The sequence below is a fragment of the Allorhizobium paknamense genome (assembly GCF_030815125.1).
Classification (GTDB): domain Bacteria; phylum Pseudomonadota; class Alphaproteobacteria; order Rhizobiales; family Rhizobiaceae; genus Allorhizobium; species Allorhizobium paknamense.
Genome location: NZ_JAUSWH010000003.1, coordinates 265540 through 285753 on the forward strand (window position 1 = coordinate 265540; position 20214 = coordinate 285753).

Genomic DNA, 20214 nt, shown 5'->3' on the forward strand with positions numbered 1-20214 from the left:
AAGCTACGCGCGCCGCGCCCGCTGCATCTGGTCCTTCAGCAGCCTGAGGGCGCTGTCTGCGCCCATGGGGGCGCCGTAGAGATAGCTTTGGCCGTAGCGGCAGCCCATCGCCTCGAGATCGTCGCCCTCATCCTCGGTGGAGACGCCTTCTGCGATGACCTCCATGCCCATCTCATTGGCCATGGCAATGACGGAGCGCAGCAGGATATCCCGTTTTTCGCTCTCGCCGGACAACAGGCTACGATCCAGCTTCAGCGTATCGAAGGGGAAGCGCGTCAGATAGGACAGCGAGGAATAGCCGGAGCCGAAATCATCGAGCGCCAGGCTGATGCCGGCTTCCTTCAGCTTGGTCAGCACCAGCCGGGCCTGTTCCGGGTTTGCCACCACCACGCTTTCGGTTAACTCCAGCTTCAGCTTGGCCGGATTGGCGCCGATCCGCGTGAGAAGCGTGCGAATATCGTTGTAAAGCGCGTTGTTGATCAGCTGCGCGCTGGAGAGGTTGACGGAGACGAAGACCGGCGCATCGCCCGTCTGGCGTTCCCACTCCACCAGATCGCTCGCTGCCCGCTCCAGCGCGAACATGCCAAGCGGCGTCATCAGGTCGCTGGCTTCGGCCAGCGGAATGAATTCGGCGGGGGCAATTGCCCCCCGGCGCGGATGTTCCCAGCGCATCAGCGCTTCGAAACCGGCCAGATCGCCGGTTTCCAGGCGCACGACGGGTTGATAGACCATGGAGAGTTCGCCGCGCTCGATGGCGCGTGACAGGTCCGCTTCCAGTTGCAGCCGGTCCGAGACCGTGCCACGGAAGGCGGGGCGGAAGGGTTCTACCTTGCTGCCGCCGCCGCGCTTGGCGCGGTACATGGCAAGTTCCGCGTCGGCGAGCAGGCTGGCGGCACTTTCCTGCTGGTCCATCCAGGAGACGAGCCCGATGGAGGCCGTCAGATTGATCTCGCGATTGGCGAAATTGATCGGCACCATGATTGCCTTGCTCACCGCATCGGCGAAATCCGCCACCCGGGCCGGATCTCGTTCGGAGACGAGGATGAGGCCGAACTGGTCGCCCGCCAGCCGCGCCAGCGTATCCTGCGGCTTCAACAAGCGCCGCAGCCGCCGCGTCAGGGCAATGAGGATATTATCGCCCGCCGAAATGCCGAGCAGATCGTTGACATGGCCATAGCGGTCGATGTCGATGATCATCACCGTCGGGCGGATCGTGTCCGATTGCGTGGCGATGTTGAGCAGCGATTGCAGCCGGTCGAGGAAAACCTCGCGGTTGGGCAGGCCGGTCAGGTTGTCGTTCATCGCATCCTGCAGCAGCCGTTCCACCGTGTTCTTTTCCTCGGTCACGTCGCTGATGGTGCCGATGCAGCGGATGATCTCGCCATTCGAGCCCAGCACGGGGCGCGCGCGGATCTGCAGCCAGTGGAAATGCCCATCCTCGGCGCGAATGCGGAATTCATGGGAAAGCTTGCCGCGCTTGTGTTCCAAGAGCACATCCAGCGTGGCACGGAACCGGTCGCGGTCATCGGGATGCAGGCGCGGGATCCAGTTGCGCGCCGCCCCGTGCAGGGAGCCTGCCGCAAGGCCGAGCCGCATCGACATGTCCGGCGTGGTGATCACGCGGTCGCGCGCCACGTCCCAGTCCCAGACAGTATCGCCAGCGCCGGTCAGCGCCAGCGATTGCCGCTCGAGATCGGAAAACAGGCCCTGGTTCAACGCCCCGCCCGCAAAGGCGTGTTGCATGACGGTAAAGCCGATCAGCAGCACGATCAGCACCAGCGCCCCGCCATGCGCCGCCTGGATGATGTCATTGGACAGCCTGCCCGTCACCGTCATCCAGCCCCCGACCAGCCAGACGATGATCAGCGCCCAGGTGGGGACGAGAAGAATGGCGCGGTCATAGCGGTTGAAGCCGAGATAGACGATCAGCACGATACCGGCTGTGGCCGTCAGCGCGAAGGACAACCGGGCAATGCCCGCGGCAATCGATGGATCGTAGATCGCGACGCCAAAGAGCAGGCCAAGGCCGAGGATCCAGGCAAAGGTAGCGTGGCCCAGATGCACGTGCCAGCGATTGAGGTTCAGATAGGTGAAGAGGAAGATCACCAGGCTGGAGGCAAGCGCCACCTCCGCCGAGGCGCGCCAGATCTGGTCATTGCCGGAGGTGATGCTGATCAGCTTGCCGAGAAAGCCGAAATCCACGCAGATATAGGCGAGCACCGCCCAGGCCAGTGCGGCCGCCGCCGGCAGCATGGAGGTGCCCTTGACCACGAAGAGAATGGTCAGAAACACCGCCAGAAGCCCGGCAATGCCGAGCACGATGCCGCGATAGAGCGTAAAGGCGTTGATCGTGTCCTTGTAGGCGTTCGGCTCCCAGAGATAAAGCTGTGGCAGGTTGGGGGTGGCAAGCTCCGCCACGAAGGTGACGACCGCGCCGGGGTTCAGCGTGATGCGGAAGACATCGGCATCGTCGCTCGGCAGCCGGTCCAGCGCAAAGCCTTCGCTGGGCGTGATGGAAATGATGCGCTGCGAACCGAGATCGGGCCAGAACACCTTGGAATTGACGAGGCGGTAATGCGGCGCGACGATCACCCGCTCCAGCTGCTCGTCCGAGACATTGGCCAGCGCGAAGACGGCCCAGTCGCCCTGATGCTTGGGCGAGGTGGCGCGCACTTCGATGCGGCGGCGAATGCCGTCGGCACCGGCAGCGGTGGATACCTGGAAGGCTTCGCCCTGGTTCAGGTAGATCTCTGTGGTGGCCGTGAGGTCAAGCGCGGTATCGTCGCGGGAAATCTTCACCGGCTCGGCGGCGAAGGCGGGCGCAAGCGACGACAGCAGCACAGTCAGCAGCAGCACGATCCGCACCGCATAACCGAACGCGGCCTTGAACAGGGGCTGACGCGCCGTCATGAATAATAGGTCTTCGGCTTGGTGGACGTATCCGGCGAAATCAGCGAATAGATCGCGTGGTCGCGCCACTCACCATTGATATTCAGATAACTGCGCAACAGACCTTCCCGTTCGAAGCCGGCCTTTTCCAGCAGCCGGACGCTTTTGTGGTTTTCAGGAATACAGGCCGCCTCGATGCGATGCAACTCGAGTTCCCGGAAGATAAAGGGAATTGCCAATTGAAGTGCGGCAAACATGTGGCCTTTTCCGGCAAAACGCTCGCCCATCCAGTATCCGATCATGCAGGTCTGGGCGACGCCGCGGCGGATGAGGCCGATAGTCAGCCCGCCCAGCAAGGCGTCATCCTCCTTTCGGAAGATGAAAAACGGCACCGCCAGCCCGCAGGCATGTTCCTGTGAATTTCGTAAAACCCGGGCGCGGAAGGCGGCTTCCGTCAGCTCGTCCGGCCGCCACAGCGGCTCCCAGGGCTGGAGAAAGGCGCGGCTTTCCGAGCGTAACCGATACCATTGCTCGTAATCGGAGGTGCGCGGCAGCCGCAGGCGATGGGTCGCGCTCAAAAGCTGCGGCGTCTCCGGCTGGCGCGACAGAAACCGAAACACCGACCGTGTCATGCCCCATCCCCCGGCAATGTCCTGTTGTCTCATGAAAACCGGAGCCGGCGGGGCATTCCCCATCTCCCGCCGGGGTCCGGTGAAAGGATCAGCTGGCCGCCTTGAACAGACGGTCACCGGTCATTTGCAGTGCGCCGCGAATTTCGTCCATCGGCGCCAGCTTGTCCAGCGGGCCGATGGCAGACAGCGTCGGCGCGCCCTGGAAGAACAGCCGTCCTGCCAGATCGGTCAGCCGCTCGACGGTGATGCTTTCCAGCCGTTCCATCAGTTCGGTGTTGGAGATGGTGCGGCCATAGAGCATCATCTGCCGGGCGATCTGCCCGGCGCGCGCTGCCGGACTTTCCTGTCCCATCAGCAATTGCGCGCGGATCTGGGTGCGGGAGCGGTCGATCTCCTGCTGCTCGATGCGGTCGGAAGACTTGCGCAGTTCCTCGATGATCACCGGCACCAGTTCCGGCAGGTTTTCCCCGCCGGTCGCGGCATGGATGCCGAAAATGCCGGTATCGGAAAAGCCCCAATGGAAGGCGTAGACGGAATAGCAAAGCCCGCGAAACTCGCGCACTTCCTGGAAAAGGCGGGAGGACATGCCGCCGCCGAGAATATTGGCGAGGATCTGCGAACAGTAGAAATCGCGCATGTGATAGGCGCGGCCCTCGAAACCCAGCAGAAGTTGCGTATCCATCAGGTCGCGGCTTTCGCGCACGTCGCCGCCGGTATAAAGTGCGGCTGCGGCGGTGGGGGCGGCTGAAGGCGCGGTTCTGAGGCCCGCAAAGCGCTGCTCCACCTGGCGCACGAAGCTGTCATGATCCACGGCACCCGCTGCCACCACGAACATGCGGTCGGTGGTGTAATTGCGGGCGAGATAATGGCGGATTTCGTCGCTGGAAAAGCTCTCCACCGTTTCCGGCGTGCCGAGGATGGAGCGGCCAAGCGTCTGGCCCTGAAAGGCGGTTTCGGCGAAGCGGTCGAAAACCACGTCGTCGGGCGTATCCCAGGCGGCGCCGATTTCCTGCAGGATCACATGCTTCTCGCGCGACAGCTCCTCCTCGTCGAACACCGATTCGGTCAGGATGTCGGCTAGCATGTCGACGGCCAGCGGCACGTCATCCTTCAGCACCCGGGCATAATAGGAGGTGGTTTCGGTCGAGGTTGCGGCGTTGAGTTCGCCGCCGACATTCTCGATTTCCTCGGCGATCTGCCGGGCGCTGCGCCTTGCGGTGCCCTTGAAGGCCATATGTTCGAGCAGATGGGCAATGCCATGCTCGTCCGCCGTTTCGTCCCGCGCTCCCGATTTCACCCACACTCCCAGCGCCGCGCTTTCGAGATGGGGCATTCTTTCCGTAACGACCGTCAGGCCGGAAGCCAGCCGGGTGCACTCAACATTCATGGTCCGTCTTTCCACGTTGCAGGCCGGCCGCCCGGAAGGCCCGGGCAGCGCCGGTCTGGCCGCGCCTGTCATCCTGCCGCGCGGGCGCGGGCGGCAATAAAGCCTTCCACCACGCCGAGATCGGCGGCCAGGATATCGAAACGCTCCTCCCTGTCCATCAGGTCAGCAAGCCACGTCGGAAGCGCCGGGTCAATAGCCGAGGCTAATTTTACTGCCGCCGGAAATTTCGCCGGATGGGCGGTGGCCAGCGTCACCATGGGGCTTTGCGGCTTCTGGTTCTTCGCGGCCACGAAGACCCCGCAGGCCGTGTGGGGGTCGAGCAGATAGCCGGTTTCGCTCAGCGTCGTGCGGATGGTTTTTGCTACATCCTTTTCCGTGGCGCGCCCGGCGCGGAATACGCGCTTGATCACCTTCAGCGTCTCGGGCTCGATGTCGAAGGCGCCCGATTGCTTGAGGCTTGCCATCTGGCCGCGGATCGTGCCGGCATCCCGGCCCGAGGCCTCGAACAGAAGCCGCTCGAAATTCGAGGAAATCTGGATATCCATGGAGGGCGAAGTGGTGGCCTTGACGCCGCGCATCTCGTAGCGGCCGGTCTTCAGCGTGCGGGCCAGAATGTCGTTGTCATTGGTGGCGATCACCAGCCTGTCGATCGGCAGGCCCATTTCGCGGGCAACATATCCGGCGAAGATATCGCCGAAATTGCCGGTGGGCACGGTGAAGGACATCTTCCGGTCCGGGCCGCCCAGCGACAGGGCCGCGGTGAAGTAATAGACCACCTGCGCCATGATGCGCGCCCAGTTGATGGAGTTCACGCCGGAGAGCCGCACCTTGTCGCGGAAGGCGGCGTGGTTGAACATCTCCTTCACGAGATTTTGACAATCGTCAAAATTTCCCTCCACCGCCAGCGCATGCACATTGGCGGCTTTCGAGGTGGTCATCTGCCGCTGCTGCACCGGAGAGACCTTGCCCTTGGGGAAGAGAATGAAGATATCGACATTGTCGAGCCCGGCAAAGGCATCGATGGCGGCCCCGCCGGTATCGCCGGAGGTGGCGCCGACAATGGTGGCGCGCTCGCCCTTGGCCTTCAGCACATGGTCCATCAGGCGGCCCAGCAACTGCATCGCCACATCCTTGAAGGCGAGCGTCGTGCCGTGGAAAAGCTCCAGCACGAAATCATTCGGCCCGATCTGCACCAGCGGCGCAACTGCCGGATGGCGAAAGGTGCCATAGGCGGCATCGATCATCGCCTTCAGGGCGGCATCCTCGATCTCGCCATCCACGAAGGGCTTGAGGACGGCAAAGGCCACATCCTGATAGCTCTTGCCGCGCAGCGCCTTGATCTCGCGTTTGCTCATCTTCGGCCAGGTGGCGGGAAGGTAGAGGCCGCCATCACGGGCAAGCCCTGCCAGAAGCGCATCGCAGAAGCCGAGAACGGGGGCTTCGCCGCGGGTTGAAATATAGTCCATGCCGATTATCCCTGGTCGAGTGCCGATGGGGGTGCAAGCCTTCCGGATGGCGGATCGTTCCACCTTGCCGAAAATTGCAACAAAGCCCGCTCCCCTGATCGATTTTTTGCCGCGCCGCTGATATAGACCAACGCCTGAGGAGATGGAAAGGCCACATTTTGCCCTTTCCGTTCCGTGGTTTTGTTTTGCAGAGGAAGGAAACCGGTGTTTCAACATGTAATGCGCGGCGCGGCCGCCCTGTCCCTGGCCGCACTTCTGGCAAGCTGCAACACAAGTGGTAGCGGTGGCGGTAGCGGCCTTTTCGGCTCCGGCTCTGCGCAGCCTGCCGCCAGCCAGACCGCCGCTGCGGCAGCCCCTGCCGGTGCTGTGGTCCAGTCCGTCTGCCCGCAGGTCAGCCTGCGCGACGGCACCGCCTATTATCGCACCTATGCCAAGAGCGGCAGCAAGGATCCGCAGGATGTGGTCTATCAGGCGTCGCTCGCCGAAACGACCCGCGCCTGCACCCGTTCCGATACCGCACTCAACATCAAGGTCCAGGTTCAGGGCCGTCTGGTTGCGGGTCCGCAGGGCCATGCCGGCACGATTTCCGCCCCCATCCGCGTTGCCGTGGTGGAAGGTGAGAAGGTGCTCTATTCCGAACTCACCCCCTTCAGCATGACGCTGGCCAGTGTCGATCAACCGGCGCAATTCCTCTTCTCCAAGGATATCAGCGTTCCCGGTGACGTCAGCCCCAACGCCATGGTCTATGTCGGCTTCGATGAAGGTCCGGCCAAGGCCCCGGCGAAAAAGGCCCGCAAGAAGTAAGAGCGAGAGGGGCGGGGAGCCCGGTCTTCCGAGATGATGACGGTCCTTCGCAATCCCGCCGCAGGCGGCGCACGCAATGTCCGCCTGTGGCCCGAGATCGAAGCGGGCCTCGCCCGCGTCTTTCCAGCCTTTGAGGTCGTGGAAACCCGGCGCGGGCAAACGGCGCAGCAAGCCCGGGCTGCCGTCGAGGCCGGTGCCGAACACATTCTGGCCATTGGCGGCGATGGCACGATCAGCGCTGCTGCCGACGGCATTCTCCGTTCCAGCCGCCCCGATGTACCGTTGAGCTTTCTGCCCGCCGGAACCGGCGCGGATTTCGCCCGCAATTTCCTCTGGCCTGCGACCCTGGCGGACAGGCTTGCCGCCCTTGCGGATGCGCCGCAAACCCGCCTCGATGTCATCGCTGTCGAGCGGTGGACAGGCGGGCGCTGGGACCATGTGAGCCATGCCGTCAATATCGCCAGCGCCGGTGTTTCCGGTGAAATCATCGCTGCCATGGCAGGTCGTAGCGGTTTCAGGCAGAGCTTACCGTTTACCCTGCGATATCGGCTGAACTGCATCCATGGCATTCTGCGCTACGCCCAAAAATCCCTGCAAATTCTGGTGGATGGCGAGGAAGTGGCCAGCGGGCCGATGCTGGTGGTGGCGGTCTGCAATGGCGGCTGGTTCGGCGCAGGGATCAATGCCGGTCCGGATGCGCGGCCCGATGACGGTCTGCTCGATGTCATCATCGCGCGGGGCAGCCATGTTGCTGGCAATCTCGCGGTCTTTTCTGCCTTCGATCGCGGCACGCATCTCAGCCATTCCCGCGTCATCAAGGTGCAGGGCAGGGTGGTGGAACTGCTGCCGCTGACCGGACCCGCCGCTAGCGCCGAGGCCGATGGCGAAATCATGCCGTCCGCGCCCTTGCGCCTTTCGGTGCTGCCGCAGGCCCTCAACGTCAGATTGTCTGCCTTGAAAGGCAAATGGCTCAAATAGAGCAGTTCCAGGAAAAGTGGAAACCGGTTTTCCGTCCGGAAATGCGTAAAAACTAAAGAGTCAGAGCGCGCCTTCCCACTCCGCCATGGCGGCGATGACGGCGGGCAGGTCCATCATGCGGGCAATCACCGTTTCGGCCCCCGCATCGGTCAGGCGGTCGGCATGGGAGGGGTAGGTGTGGGAGGCGCCGGTAAAGCCGACGACCCGCATGCCTGCGGCGCGGGCGGCGGTGACGCCATGGACGCTGTCTTCCACCACCACGCAGGTTTCCGGCCGCACGTTGAACTGGGCCGCGCCATGCAGATAGATATCCGGCTTCGGCTTGACCCGCTCAGGCCCGAGATCCTTGGCGGAATAGACATGCGGCCCGAAGGCGTCCTTCAGGCCCACCTTCTTCAGCATCATGTCCAGCCGCGCGGAAGAGGAGTTGGAGCAGATGCAGCGCGGGCCGGGCAGGCGTGACAGCGCATAGGGCACGCCGGCGATCATCTTCACCTCGCGCGCCAGCCGGTCGTCCAGGAGCTTTTCCGATTTGTCGATCAGGCTGGCGGAAAGCGGGATCTCCACTTCCTTTTCAATGGCGAGCAGAATGTTCTTCCAGGTCATGCCGGCAAAACGTTCGCCCATTTCCTCGACGGAAATCGGATAGCCCGCCTCGGTCAGCAATTTCGATTCGACTTTTGCGGCAATGATCTCCGAATCCACGAGCACGCCATCGCAATCGAAAAGAATGAGGTCGAAACCGGCCATTTTTTTATCCTTCTGAGTGATAAGCCGCCTGACTACAGCAAGTTTTGCTTTAGAACAATCAACGTCCATGCAAGACAGCTATTCATCCTCCCGACAGAGCAGTTTGCGTGGCCAAGAGCACCGTGCCGAACATCGGAAACGTCACGATGGTCTCGCTGGTTTGTTTTCGCATCGGATTTTTCTGAAAACCGGTTCCCACTTTTCGGTCCGATGCTGTAATCACATGAGGATGAGCAGCAAGGACGACACCATCACCAGCCGCATTGCCCGCAGCCTCGCCGAACGCATCGTGCGCGGCGAGATGACGCCCGGCGCGCGGCTGGCGCAGGATCATATCGCCGAGGAGTTCGATGTCAGCCAGGCTTCGGTGCGCGAGGCCTTCCGGCGGCTGGAGGCGCAGGGCCTTGTGGTGAGCCTGCCGCGCCGGGGGGTGCGGGTTGCCAGTTTCGATCTCAAGCAGGTGCGGGAAGTGGCTGAAATGCGCGCGGCCCTTGAAGTGCTGGCGCTCAAGCACGCCGCGCCCTTTCTGACGCCCGCCCTGCTGGATGAGGCGGAGGCCGCCACCGCCGCCTGCGATGCCGCCGAGAATGTCGAGGATTGGGAGGCTGCCAATCGCCGCTTTCACCGGCTGATCATTTCCACCTGCGACATGCCGCGCCTGCTGGCCGCCATCGATGACCTTCATGCCGTCAGCGCCCGCTTTCTGCTGGCAGGCTGGCAAAGCACCTGGGAGCGTCGCACCGATCACGATCACCGCGCCATTCTTCAGGCGCTCAGACGCGGCGATACCGTCAATGCCTGCGCCGTGCTGGAGCGGCATGTGCAACTGATTGGCCGGGTGCCCAGCGCCCTGAATGCCGGTGCTGCCGCCAGCCGTTTTGCTATCGTTGGCTGATTATCGATAAAAATCCCCGAAGAATCCCGTATTTAACGTAGCGGCAAAAACATCTGCTTGCGCAAAATAATTTTATCGATAATTTTTCGCTCGACTGCGATTTATCGATAGAAAGGATATCGGCATGTCTTCCATTCCCTCCACGCCCTTTGCCGGGCGTTTCGATCCGCTGGCGCTCTCCGGGCGCTCTTTCATGGTGAAACTCGCCCTGGTGCTGGGCGGTACTCTGGTTCTGGCGGTGGCGTCACGGATTTCGGTGCCCATGGTGCCGGTGCCGATCACCCTGCAAACCCTGGCGCTGACCATGATGGGCGTGCTTTATGGCTGGCGGCTGGCGCTGGCCACTGTGCTGGCCTGGCTGGGTGAGGCAGCCCTTGGCCTGCCGGTGCTGGCGAATGGGGCGAGCGGCCTTGCCCCCTTCTTCGGGCCGACGGCAGGCTATCTCCTGTCCTTCCCCCTCATCGCCGTGCTTGCCGGCGTGCTGGCGGAACAGGGCTGGACGGGCCGTCGCCTTGTTGCCAGTTTCATCGCGCATTTTTCCGCCAATCTTCTCTGCCTGATGACTGGCTGGGCATGGCTGGCGGTGATGATCGGCGCGGAAAAAGCGTTTTTTGCCGGTGTCGCGCCTTTCATGATCGGTGCGATGCTGAAATCGGCGCTGGCGGCGGCGTTATTGTTCGCCATGGCGCAGATGCCCCAACCAAAGTGAGGATCAGATCGTGACGGTTCGGCTGCGAGCGCATCACCTTCTGTGCATGTTGACCTTTGTCGGCGAGGGCTACAGCCCCGCCTTCATCGCCAATTACCGCCGCATTGCCGAAAGGCTGACGGGCGGCGAGGAGATCGAGATGGTCGAAGGACCGGACGACCTTTGCCGCCCGCTCTGCGACAGCGCCGAGGCGCATTGTTTCCGGGAAAGTGTGTGCGAGCGCGATGCCGCGGCGGCCCTGGCCGTCTCGGCGCTGCTCGGGCGTTCCGTGGAGGCGGGGGTGCGCTTTCTTCCCGATGCCGCCACGATCACCCGCCTGCGCCAGGCCTTCGTCGCAGGCTCCATCCGCGCCGCCTGCCGGGAATGCGAATGGGCCTATCTCTGTGACGACATTGCAGGAAAGGGCTATCGCGGCGCGCTTGTCCACCCGTGTTGAAACATGATCCTGACGTGCGGAGACAGCATTTCGTTCAGAAATGCGTAAAAACAAAAAGCAAGAGCGGTCCGGTGTTTTCACGAAACACAGGACCGCTCCTGCCTGTCTCCGGTTGAGACGGTTCTCACATTTTATCGCAACCATTCAGCATTTGGTAACCAAGATCGGTAACCATGTTCTTGTTCATCAGTGCTGCGTCAGCGTAATCAGTGAGTACCATTATGGCTTCCGTTTTTCCGCTTGCCGACCTTCGTCGCTCCAATACCCCTCGCGCCTGGCTGAATTCCATCATCAAGGGCGATTGCGTTGCTGCTCTCGAAGCTCTGCCGGATAAATCGGTGGACATGATCTTCGCCGACCCGCCCTACAATCTTCAGCTCGGTGGGGCGCTCCACAGGCCGGATCAGTCGTTAGTAGACGCCGTGGACGACGAATGGGACCAGTTCGCCTCCTTCGAGGCGTACGATGCCTTCACACGCGCCTGGTTGCTTGCCTGCCGGCGCGTGTTGAAGCCCACGGGCACCATCTGGGTTATCGGCTCCTATCACAATATCTTCCGCGTCGGCGCCACGCTTCAGGATCTCAACTTCTGGATCCTGAACGACATCGTCTGGCGCAAGACCAATCCCATGCCGAACTTCAAGGGCCGCCGCTTCCAGAACGCCCATGAAACCATGATCTGGGCCTCGCCCGATCCGAAGGGCAAGGGCTATACCTTCAATTACGATGCGCTGAAGGCCGCCAATGACGATGTGCAGATGCGCTCCGACTGGCTCTTCCCCATCTGCTCCGGCGCCGAGCGTCTGAAGGGCGAGGATGGCAAGAAGATTCACCCGACGCAGAAGCCGGAAGCGCTGCTGGCCCGCTGCATTCTCTCCGCCAGCAAGCCGGGCGACGTGATCCTCGATCCCTTCTTCGGCTCCGGCACCACGGGTGCAGTTGCCAAGCGGCTTGGCCGCAATTTCGTCGGCATCGAGCGCGAGCAGGATTATATCGATGCCGCCTCTGCCCGCATTGCCGCCGTGCAGCCGCTGGGCAGCAACGAATTGACCGTCATGACCGGCAAGAAGGCCGAACCGCGTGTGGCCTTCACCGCGTTGATCGAGGCGGGGCTGCTCAAGCCCGGCCAGGTGCTGATTTCGGAAAAGCGCCGCCACACCGCGATCATCCGCGCCGATGGCACGCTGGTTTCCGGTGACGATAGCGGCTCCATCCACCGCGTCGGCGCCCGCGTGCAGGGGCTCGATGCCTGCAATGGCTGGACCTTCTGGCATTATGAAGAGCGCGGCAAGCTGAAGCCGATCGATGCTCTGCGCGGTGTGATCCGCGAACAGATGGCAAAGCTCGGCTGACCTTTTCCTAAGTTATGCTTGTAAAGGCCGTGGCTGAAGAAGCCACGGTCTCTGCTTGCCTTTTTTTTGACACAATGACATATGTTATAGCGTAACAAGTAATGTTATTACGTTAGGACATTGGCATGCAGGAGCCGGACCCCATTCTTCCCAGCCTTCTGGCGCGGTCGGCGCTGGTCAGGCTGGCCTTTGCGCTGGGGTTGATCGGGCTGACCTGGCTTGCCATTCAATGGGCCGTGGCGCTGCCATGAGCGATCCTCTCATACGCTTCAGCAATCTCACCATTGCCTATGATCGTCACCCGGCGGTGCATCATGTCTCGGGCACCATCGCGCGCGGCAGCCTGACGGCGATTGCCGGGCCGAACGGTGCCGGAAAATCCACGCTTCTCAAGGCCATCATGGGCGAGGTGCGGGCGGCAGAGGGCAGGGTGGAGCACCGGCTGTCACGGGCCGATTTCGGCTATCTGCCGCAGGCCGCCGAGATCAATCGCCGCTTTCCCATCAGCGTTCTCGATACGGTTTTGATGGGGGCATGGCCGCGCAGCGGAGCCTTTCGCAGCATCTCCCGGCAAGATATGCAGGAGGCGCGCCGCGCCCTTCAAACGGTGGGGCTGGAGGGTTTCGAGACGCGCAGCATCGGCACGCTCTCTGCCGGGCAGTTCCAGAGGGTGCTGTTTGCGCGGCTATTGCTGCAGGATGCCAAGGTCATTCTGCTCGACGAGCCCTTTACCGCCATCGACGCCCGCACCACCCGCGACCTGATCGAGCTGGTGCATCACTGGCATGGCGATGGCCGCACGGTGATTGCCGTGCTGCATGATTTCGATCAGGTGCGGGCGCATTTTCCTCAAACCCTGCTTCTCGCCCGTGAACTGATCAGTTGGGGTGAGACTGAAGAGGCGCTTTCGCCGCAAAACCTCTTGAAGGCCCGCGCCATGGCGGAGGCCTGGGACGAGCAGGCCGAGATCTGCATGCCCGAGCGTAAAAGGCCTGCGGCATGAGCGCCTACGATCTCTTCATTGCGCCCTTCATGGATTACGGCTTCATGCGCCGGGCGCTGGTGGCGGCTCTCTGCCTCAGCCTCGGTTCCGGCCCCATTGGCGTGTTTCTGATGCTCCGGCGCATGAGCCTCGTCGGCGATGCCATGAGCCATGCGGTGCTGCCGGGCGCGGCCATCGGCTATCTGGTGGCGGGCTCTCTGTCACTGACGGCCATGGGCATTGGCGGGCTGATTGCCGGGCTTTCGGTGGCGCTGCTGTCCGGCATCGTCAGCCGCTCGACGCTGTTGCAGGAGGATGCAAGCTTTGCCAGTTTCTATCTCGCCTCGCTGGCGCTGGGCGTGCTGATCGTCTCGCTGCGCGGCTCGAATGTCGATCTGCTGCATGTGCTGTTCGGCACCATTCTCGCCATCGATACGCCCGCACTTTACCAGATCGGCGCCATTTCATCCTTCTCGCTGATCGCGGTGGCGCTGATCTACCGGCCACTGGTGGCGGAGTGCCTCGATCCGGGCTTCCTGCGCGCCGTCGGCGGCAAGGGGCCGCTCTATCACTTCTTCTTCCTGTTTCTGGTGGTGCTCAATCTGGTCGCGAGCTTCCAGGCGCTCGGCACTCTGATGGCGGTTGGCCTGATGATGCTGCCTGCCGCCATTGCCCAGCTCTGGGCGCGCAGCCTGCCGCGCATGATGGCGGTGGCCGCAGGCGTTGCCGTCGGTTCCAGCTATTTCGGGCTGATCGCTTCCTACCATCTGGAGCTTGCCTCCGGCCCTACCATCATCCTCACGGCAGCGATTGTCTATGTCGTGTCGATCTTTCTCGCGCCTGCCGGTGTGGCCTGGCGTTTTCTACCCCTTCCGCATCTCAAGGGCTGAAGCCCTGTACCTCTGGAGATCCTGCCATGAAGCCCCGTCACCTTCTTCTCTCCGCTGCCCTGCCGCTGGCTCTCGCCCTCGCTGCCGGTCCGGCGTCTGCTGAAACGCTGAAAGTTACCGCGTCGTTCACCGTGCTGGCTGATGTGGTCAAACAGGTCGGCGGCGATCACGTCGAGGTCTCAAGCCTTGTCGGCCCGAACGGCGACCCCCATGAATTCGAGCCGTCTCCGGCCGATGCCAAGAAGCTCAAGGCGGCCAAGGTGGTGTTCGTCTCGGGCGAGGGTCTGGAAGGCTGGATGGATCGCCTGATCTCGGCCTCCGGCTACAAGGACAAGCCCGTCACCGTGTCCGAGGGCATCAAGACCCGCACCATGGAAGAGGATGGCAAGACCATCACCGATCCGCATGTGTGGAACAGCCCGGTCAATGTGAAGATCTGGGTCGCCAATATCGAAAAGGCGCTGTCTGCCGCCGATCCGGCCGATGCCAAGGATTTTCAGGCCAATGCGGAGAAGTACAACAAGCTGCTGGATGAGCTGAACACCTACGCCCATTCCAAGTTCGACAAGGTGCCGGCGGAAGAGCGCAAGATCCTGACCAGCCATGACGCCTTCGGCTATTTCGGGCGCGAATATAATGTCAGCTTCCTGTCGCCGGTCGGCGTTTCCACCGAAAGCGAAGCCTCTGCCGCCGATGTTGCCAAGCTGATCGAGCAGATCAAGGCGGAAAAGGTGAAGACCTACTTCTTCGAAAATTCCAACGATCCGCGTCTGGTGCGCCAGATCGCCAAGGCCACCGGCGCCAAGGATGGCGGCGAGCTTTACGTCGAATCCCTCTCCGACAAGAAGGGACCGGCTCCGACCTATGAAAAGATGTTCCGCTACAATGTCGAGCAGCTTTCCAAGGCCATGCAGAAATCGAGCTGATTGGTTCCCGCTATCGGCTTGATAGAGGCTGTTGCGCGCTCCCTACACGCGCAACAGCCTTTTCTTCATCAGCAGTGCGGTTATAGTCTTCCATGATAACAGTCCGTTCAATAATCGCCGCTGGCCGTCTGCAAATGGCAATTTCTGCGCTTCCGGTACTCACGTACGTTAAGTACGCTCCGTTCCGGTTCTCGAAATCACCATTTTCGCCAGGCCAGCAGCAATTCTTGAACAGACTGTAAGGAGGAATGCCGTGACAATCACATCTTTGGACGAACTTTCCGCTCTTTATGGCGCCGTGCGGGAAACATCGCTGGCCAAGGAAATCGACCATCTGAATGCCGATTACGCGGCCTTCGTCCGCGCCTCGCCCTTTGTCATTCTGGCAACCGCCGGGCCGGAGGGCACGGATTGCTCGCCCAAGGGCGACCAGCCGGGTTTCGTGCAGATCCTGGATGAGAAAACCATCGCCATTCCCGACCGCCCGGGAAATAACCGCATCGACAATCTGAAGAATATCCTCGCCGATGGCCGCGCTTCCGTGCTGTTTCTGGTGCCGGGCGTGGGTGAGACGCTGCGCATCAATGGCCGCGCCAGGATCACCGCCGATCTTGCCCTGCGCGAACGCTTCGCCGTGGAGGGCAAGCTGCCGGTCACGGTGATCCTGATTGCGATCGAACGGGTCTATTTCCACTGCGCCAAAGCGTTCCTGCGCTCAAAACTCTGGGACCCGTCCTCGCAAATCGACCGCGCCAGCCTGCCAACCCCAGGCCAGATTCTCAAGCACATCGTCCATGGCTTCGATGGCGAAGCTTACGACCGTGACCTGCCGGCACGGGTGCAGGCGACATTGTATTAAGGTTGTATTTTATTTTGATCGCCTCTATCCAGGAGGGAAAGAGCAAGTCAATTCATGATTGACAAAGTGGGTGCGGAATACTAGATTTTTGGTAACAAGACCCGCCACACGTGCTCTCTAAGGAGAGTGTGCTTCGCAAGAAGCCGTGCAAAAGGCGGGTTTTTAGTGTCCAAAATTCCGTTTGTAAAAAATTCGTTTTCGCCTGCCGAGCTTCTCGCAAAGCTTGAATGCAGGGGATTGCTGGTTGAGGACAGGCAGTTTGCGCTTTCCTATCTTACCTTTGTTGGCGGGTATCGCCTTAAAGGCTATTATTTTCATGTTCTGGATGGTGAGACAAAGCACTTTCCTGCTGGTTACCGATTTCAACATATAGCGGACCGGTATGAATTTGACCGTCAACTGCGAGCCTTGACCTTCACCGTCATCACAAGGCTTGAAACGGCTGTTCGGACCACAATGGCCAATCATCTCAGCGATACCTATGGCCCTCACTGGTTTCTGAAGCACGAACTCTTCCGGCAAACACATGACTGGTCTCTCGGGCGCTTGATCAACCAGATCGAGCATGAGGTAGACCGTGCGAAGGCAACGGCCTTTGTCAGCAACTATGCCACGAAGTTTTCAGAGCCCTACCTGCCCCCGAGCTGGGCGGTTGCGGAATGCGTATCCTTCGCGATGTGGTCCAAAACCTATAAGTCTTTGCGGAATGAGACCGATAAGAGAGCCATATCTGTGCGTTTCAAGGTCAATCAGCCAGATGTTTTTGCAAGCTGGCTGCATTGTCTGACAATCGTGCGCAACACTGTGGCCCATCATGGGCGGCTGCTGGGACATCGCTTTGCTGCGGGGCCGCAAAATTGCAAGGAGCGCAATCTCCTGTTTGATGATCCACACAGTCTTTATGCTGCGGCGACGGTCATGAACTACATGCAAACCGTCACACGGCTTCCCAATGGCTGGAAAGCCGATCTTCAAGCTCTGTTTGCCCGCTTCCCTCAGATTTCGCCGGAGGAGGTTGGCTTTTCAGCAGGCTGGCAGAGAAATCCAGGCTGGTGAGTCCTCTCTCACCCGCCCGGATGACAAAATCTCGCGGAATGCCTTCCGTGACGATGCTCTAAATCAAGCCGTAAGCCTGAAGATCACGCTTCAGCTTTTCCGGGCTTTCGAAATGCACCGCCTGCCAGCCGGCAAGTTTTGCGCCCTCAACGTTCGCCACGCTGTCATCGATGAAGATGGCGTGTGCCGGGGAAAGATCAAAATCCCGGGCATGGCGCTCATAGATCGCCACATCCGGCTTGATCAGGCCGATTTCGCCGGAGACGGTCACGCCGCGCGGCAGGTTGAGGAAGGGGAAGATCTCGCGGGCCTCGGTAAAGGTGTCGGCGGCGAAATTGGTGAGCATGGTCACGTCGCGGCCTTCATCGATCAGGCCCTTGAAGATCTCCACCGTGCCCTCATAGGCATGTGGCACCATTTCGCGCCAATGTTTCCGGAAGGCGCGGATATGCGCTTCGCGCTCGGGATGCTCCGCAATCAGCAGGGCTTCCGCATCGGTCCAGCTGCGGCCGCGATCCTGTTCGAGGTTCCATTCATGGGTACAGACATTGGCAAAGAACCATTGCCGTTCCGCCTCATCGGGAATGATCCGGCTGAAGGGCAGGTTCGGATCGTAGTGGATCAGCACCTTGCCGATATCGAAAACGATGTGCCGGATCTCGGCCATGAATATTACCTCGCAGGTGTGAATGCTTCTGGAATGGCCGCGACAATAGCTTTTTTCATCACGGTGGGAAGCGCCTGTTCTTCAAGATTTGCAATGGGTTCCCACCATTCGTGATGGGAGTTTGCAAAGCCCTTCACATTTTCGACGAAGAACACCGAAAGCCTCAGTTCGAAATGGGTGAAGACATGGGTGACCACGCCCTTTGCCTGCCATGCTGCGGTAAAAGGCGCGCTGGCTTCGGTGTCGTCGCCATCGATGCGGGCGGTCCATTCCGTTGTCGGCACCTCCGTCATGCCGCCCAGAAGGCCCTTGTCCGGGCGGCGGCGCAGGAGAATGCGGTTCATGCCGTCCACCGCCACGAAGGCCGCCCCCAGCCGCACCGGCTTTGCCTTTTTCGCGGCCTTGACCGGAAAAAGCTCCGGGTCATGGGCGCTGAGCGCCAGACAATCATCGCGGAAGGGACAGAGCGAACAGGCGGGCCGTTTCGGGGTGCAGATCGTCGCCCCCAGATCCATCATCGCCTGGGCAAAATCGCCGGGACGGTCGGCGGGGGTGAGCGCCGCCACCTTCGCTTTCATTTGCGGTTTGGAACCGGGCAGGGGATCGGCAATGGCATAAAGGCGGGAGATCACCCGCTCGACATTGCCATCCATCACCGCCGCCTGCCGGTTGAAGGCAATGGCGGCGACAGCGGCTGCGGTATAATCGCCAATGCCGGGAAGCGCGCGCAATCCCTCTTCGCTGTCGGGAAAGACACCGCCATGCTCTGTCGCCACCGCTTCGGCGCATTTTTTCAGGTTGCGGGCGCGGGCATAATAGCCAAGCCCGGCCCAGGCGGCCATCACGTCCTCGCTGGGCGCGGCGGCCAGATCCGTCACCTTCGGCCAGCGGGCGAGGAATTTCTGGAAATAGGGTTTGACCGCCTGCACCGTGGTTTGCTGCAGCATCACCTCGGAAAGCCAGATGTGATAGGGATCAGGCTTCACACCTTTTTTCGCCATGGGCGGCGAGATGCGCCACGGAAGATCGCGGTGGTGGCGGTCATACCAGACGAGAAGCGCGCCTGCGAGACGGGATTCATCTTTGGGTTGAATAAGCTTTTTCACACTCGATCATTTGCCGTTGCGCTGTAAACCGCGCTATATCTAAGCGAATCAAAGATTCCAGCAAGGGTGGGATGGATTTTCCCGATGGCCGGTTACAGAAAAGGCGCCAGCCAGATTTCGGAACTGGCCAATGGCATCATCGATCCGGTGATTGCGCGCCGTGCGGGCATTTCCACAGCACTCCTCAGTTCCTGGGATGAGATTGCGGGCGCCGATTTTGCCGATTGCACACGGCCGGAAAAGATTGTCTGGCCGAGGCGGGACTATGCCGGGCAGGAGGTGGGACACCGCCCCGGCGTTCTCACCATTGCCTGCGAGGGTGCACGGGCGCTTTTCCTCAATCACGCCCAGGGCGAATTGATTGCCCGCATCAACGGCTTCTTCGGCTATCCCGCGATCGGCCAGATCCGCATCGTGCAGAAGCCGGTGTCCAATACCCATGCCAACCGGCCAAGGCTGCGGCGGCTGGATGCGGTGGAGGAAAAGCGCCTTGCCCGGATGACGGAGGGTATCGAGAGCGACAATCTCAAGCGCGCCATCGAAAGACTGGGCCGCGGCGTTCTGGCGCGCAAGAACAAATGACCATTATTTAATTTGCATCGAAACCGCCTATTTCTCACATAAGAGTTATGACCGGCGGTTCGCCTGGCCTTGTTTCGCCATGTGTGCCCGCTATAAGGCAAAGAAAGTCAACGCTGAGACCGGGTGTATCCATGGCGAATTTCGAACTGACCTTGACCAAGCGCCGTCTTCTGGCGGGCATTGCCGCCGCTGCCACGGGTGCTGCGGCCGTTTCCCTCGCGGGGCCTGCCCTTGCCGCGGATGTGCCGAAGGCCGAGCGCGATGTCGATATGACTGCCGTGCTGAAGCCCGGCAATCTGCCGGAACAGGCGCTGGGCAAGCCGGATGCGCCGGTGAAGATCGTTGAATATTTCTCGATGACTTGCCCGCATTGCGCCCATTTCCACGCCACCACCTTCGATGCCATCAAGGAAAAATACATCGATACCGGCAAGGTTTACTTCGTGTTCCGCGAATTCCCCTTCGACCCCTCCGCAACGGCAGCCTTCATGCTGGCCCGCTGCGCGCCGAAGGATCAGTATTATCCCTTCATCACCATGTTCCTGAAGCAGCAGCGCGCCTGGGCCGCGCCCGCCGATGGCGATGTGAAGGGCGCCATGCTGCAAATGTCGAAAATGGCCGGTTTCTCACAGGAAAGCTTCAATTCCTGCTTGACGAACGCCCAGCTTGCCGCTGATGTGACGGCAGTTCGGGACCGGGGTGCAAAGGATTTCGGCGTCAATTCCACCCCAACCTTCATCATCAATGGCAAGGTCTATACGGGAGACATGCCGGTTGACTCCATGTCGGCGCTCATCGACAGCCTGCTCTGATCCGGTCTTGCCGATGGCAAAGGGCGACGGCGAAAG

General features: G+C 61.1%; 21 protein-coding genes. 14 read left to right on the forward strand and 7 right to left on the reverse strand.

The features are described 5' to 3' along the window. Positions 1 to 3: 3 nt before the first annotated feature. From QO005_RS07110 to thrC, 4 genes are all read right to left on the reverse strand, one after another. A complete protein-coding gene (locus QO005_RS07110) occupies positions 4 to 2910 on the reverse strand; it encodes an EAL domain-containing protein (protein ID WP_307157296.1) in 2907 nt (968 codons plus the stop codon). Then, entirely contained in the window at positions 2907 to 3521 is a 615-nt protein-coding gene (locus QO005_RS07115) for a GNAT family N-acetyltransferase (RefSeq protein WP_307157416.1), read from the reverse strand. Before QO005_RS07115 ends, QO005_RS07110 begins: the two co-directional genes overlap by 4 nt. An 88-nt stretch (positions 3522 to 3609) precedes the next feature. Further along, positions 3610 to 4908 carry a M16 family metallopeptidase gene (locus QO005_RS07120; protein ID WP_307157297.1) on the reverse strand — a complete coding sequence of 433 codons (1299 nt, stop codon included), beginning with the start codon at positions 4906 to 4908 and terminating at the stop codon, positions 3610 to 3612. A 68-nt stretch (positions 4909 to 4976) separates the two neighbouring features. Further along, entirely contained in the window at positions 4977 to 6374 is a 1398-nt protein-coding gene (thrC, locus tag QO005_RS07125) for a threonine synthase (RefSeq protein WP_307157298.1), read from the reverse strand. A gap of 204 nt (positions 6375 to 6578) precedes the next feature. Between thrC and QO005_RS07130 the strand changes: the two genes are divergently transcribed. Both QO005_RS07130 and QO005_RS07135 read left to right on the forward strand, forming a co-directional pair. Then, positions 6579 to 7178, forward strand: a complete 600-nt coding sequence (locus QO005_RS07130; protein ID WP_307157299.1) for a hypothetical protein — start codon at positions 6579 to 6581, stop codon at positions 7176 to 7178. A 33-nt stretch (positions 7179 to 7211) separates the two neighbouring features. Then, a complete protein-coding gene (locus tag QO005_RS07135; protein WP_307157300.1) occupies positions 7212 to 8156 on the forward strand; it encodes a diacylglycerol/lipid kinase family protein in 945 nt (314 codons plus the stop codon). Positions 8157 to 8216: 60 nt separating this feature from the next. Here QO005_RS07135 and QO005_RS07140 read toward each other — a convergent pair whose 3' ends face one another. Beyond that, on the reverse strand, positions 8217 to 8906 hold the full coding sequence (locus QO005_RS07140; RefSeq protein WP_307157301.1) for an HAD family hydrolase: 690 nt from the start codon (positions 8904 to 8906) through the stop codon (positions 8217 to 8219). Positions 8907 to 9129: 223 nt separating this feature from the next. Here QO005_RS07140 and QO005_RS07145 point away from each other — a divergent pair, with 223 nt between their 5' ends. The 10 genes from QO005_RS07145 (at position 9130) to QO005_RS07190 (ending at position 17011) form a co-directional block, all read left to right on the forward strand. Continuing rightward, on the forward strand, positions 9130 to 9801 hold the full coding sequence (locus QO005_RS07145; RefSeq protein WP_370878013.1) for a GntR family transcriptional regulator: 672 nt from the start codon (positions 9130 to 9132) through the stop codon (positions 9799 to 9801). Positions 9802 to 9925: 124 nt separating this feature from the next. Further along, on the forward strand, positions 9926 to 10510 hold the full coding sequence (locus tag QO005_RS07150; protein ID WP_307157303.1) for a biotin transporter BioY: 585 nt from the start codon (positions 9926 to 9928) through the stop codon (positions 10508 to 10510). A 10-nt stretch (positions 10511 to 10520) separates the two neighbouring features. After that, positions 10521 to 10946 (forward strand): DUF1284 domain-containing protein, encoded by a 426-nt coding sequence (locus QO005_RS07155; RefSeq protein WP_307157304.1) that lies wholly within the window; start codon positions 10521 to 10523, stop codon positions 10944 to 10946. A 221-nt stretch (positions 10947 to 11167) separates the two neighbouring features. Then, positions 11168 to 12298, forward strand: a complete 1131-nt coding sequence (locus QO005_RS07160) for a site-specific DNA-methyltransferase (protein ID WP_307157305.1) — start codon at positions 11168 to 11170, stop codon at positions 12296 to 12298. Between the two features lie 125 nt (positions 12299 to 12423). Beyond that, positions 12424 to 12549: a hypothetical protein gene (locus tag QO005_RS07165; protein ID WP_307157306.1), complete on the forward strand. Its 126-nt coding sequence runs from the start codon at positions 12424 to 12426 to the stop codon at positions 12547 to 12549. After that, complete coding sequence (locus tag QO005_RS07170) at positions 12546 to 13301, forward strand: metal ABC transporter ATP-binding protein (protein WP_307157307.1); 756 nt, start codon at positions 12546 to 12548, stop codon at positions 13299 to 13301. Before QO005_RS07165 ends, QO005_RS07170 begins: the two co-directional genes overlap by 4 nt. Further along, the gene (locus QO005_RS07175; protein WP_307157308.1) at positions 13298 to 14170 is read left to right on the forward strand and encodes a metal ABC transporter permease; all 873 of its coding nucleotides are present in this window, start codon (positions 13298 to 13300) and stop codon (positions 14168 to 14170) included. The genes QO005_RS07170 and QO005_RS07175 overlap by 4 nt, the downstream gene beginning before the upstream one ends. A 26-nt stretch (positions 14171 to 14196) precedes the next feature. Continuing rightward, positions 14197 to 15096 (forward strand): metal ABC transporter substrate-binding protein, encoded by a 900-nt coding sequence (locus tag QO005_RS07180; RefSeq protein ID WP_307157309.1) that lies wholly within the window; start codon positions 14197 to 14199, stop codon positions 15094 to 15096. A 253-nt stretch (positions 15097 to 15349) separates the two neighbouring features. Further along, on the forward strand, positions 15350 to 15955 hold the full coding sequence (locus QO005_RS07185; protein ID WP_307157310.1) for a pyridoxamine 5'-phosphate oxidase family protein: 606 nt from the start codon (positions 15350 to 15352) through the stop codon (positions 15953 to 15955). Between the two features lie 165 nt (positions 15956 to 16120). Continuing rightward, on the forward strand, positions 16121 to 17011 hold the full coding sequence (locus tag QO005_RS07190; RefSeq protein WP_307157311.1) for an Abi family protein: 891 nt from the start codon (positions 16121 to 16123) through the stop codon (positions 17009 to 17011). A 58-nt stretch (positions 17012 to 17069) separates the two neighbouring features. On the opposite strand, the gene QO005_RS07195 is transcribed toward QO005_RS07190, so the two are convergent. Together QO005_RS07195 and mutY are read right to left on the reverse strand one after the other, a co-directional pair. Beyond that, positions 17070 to 17678, reverse strand: a complete 609-nt coding sequence (locus tag QO005_RS07195) for an HAD family hydrolase (RefSeq protein WP_307157312.1) — start codon at positions 17676 to 17678, stop codon at positions 17070 to 17072. A gap of 5 nt (positions 17679 to 17683) precedes the next feature. Beyond that, on the reverse strand, positions 17684 to 18784 hold the full coding sequence (mutY, locus tag QO005_RS07200; RefSeq protein ID WP_307157313.1) for an A/G-specific adenine glycosylase: 1101 nt from the start codon (positions 18782 to 18784) through the stop codon (positions 17684 to 17686). An 84-nt stretch (positions 18785 to 18868) separates the two neighbouring features. Between mutY and QO005_RS07205 the strand changes: the two genes are divergently transcribed. Together QO005_RS07205 and QO005_RS07210 are read left to right on the forward strand one after the other, a co-directional pair. Further along, a complete protein-coding gene (locus tag QO005_RS07205) occupies positions 18869 to 19366 on the forward strand; it encodes a DUF721 domain-containing protein (protein ID WP_307157314.1) in 498 nt (165 codons plus the stop codon). Positions 19367 to 19497: 131 nt separating this feature from the next. Continuing rightward, positions 19498 to 20178: a DsbA family protein gene (locus QO005_RS07210; protein WP_307157315.1), complete on the forward strand. Its 681-nt coding sequence runs from the start codon at positions 19498 to 19500 to the stop codon at positions 20176 to 20178. Positions 20179 to 20214: the final 36 nt, after the last annotated feature.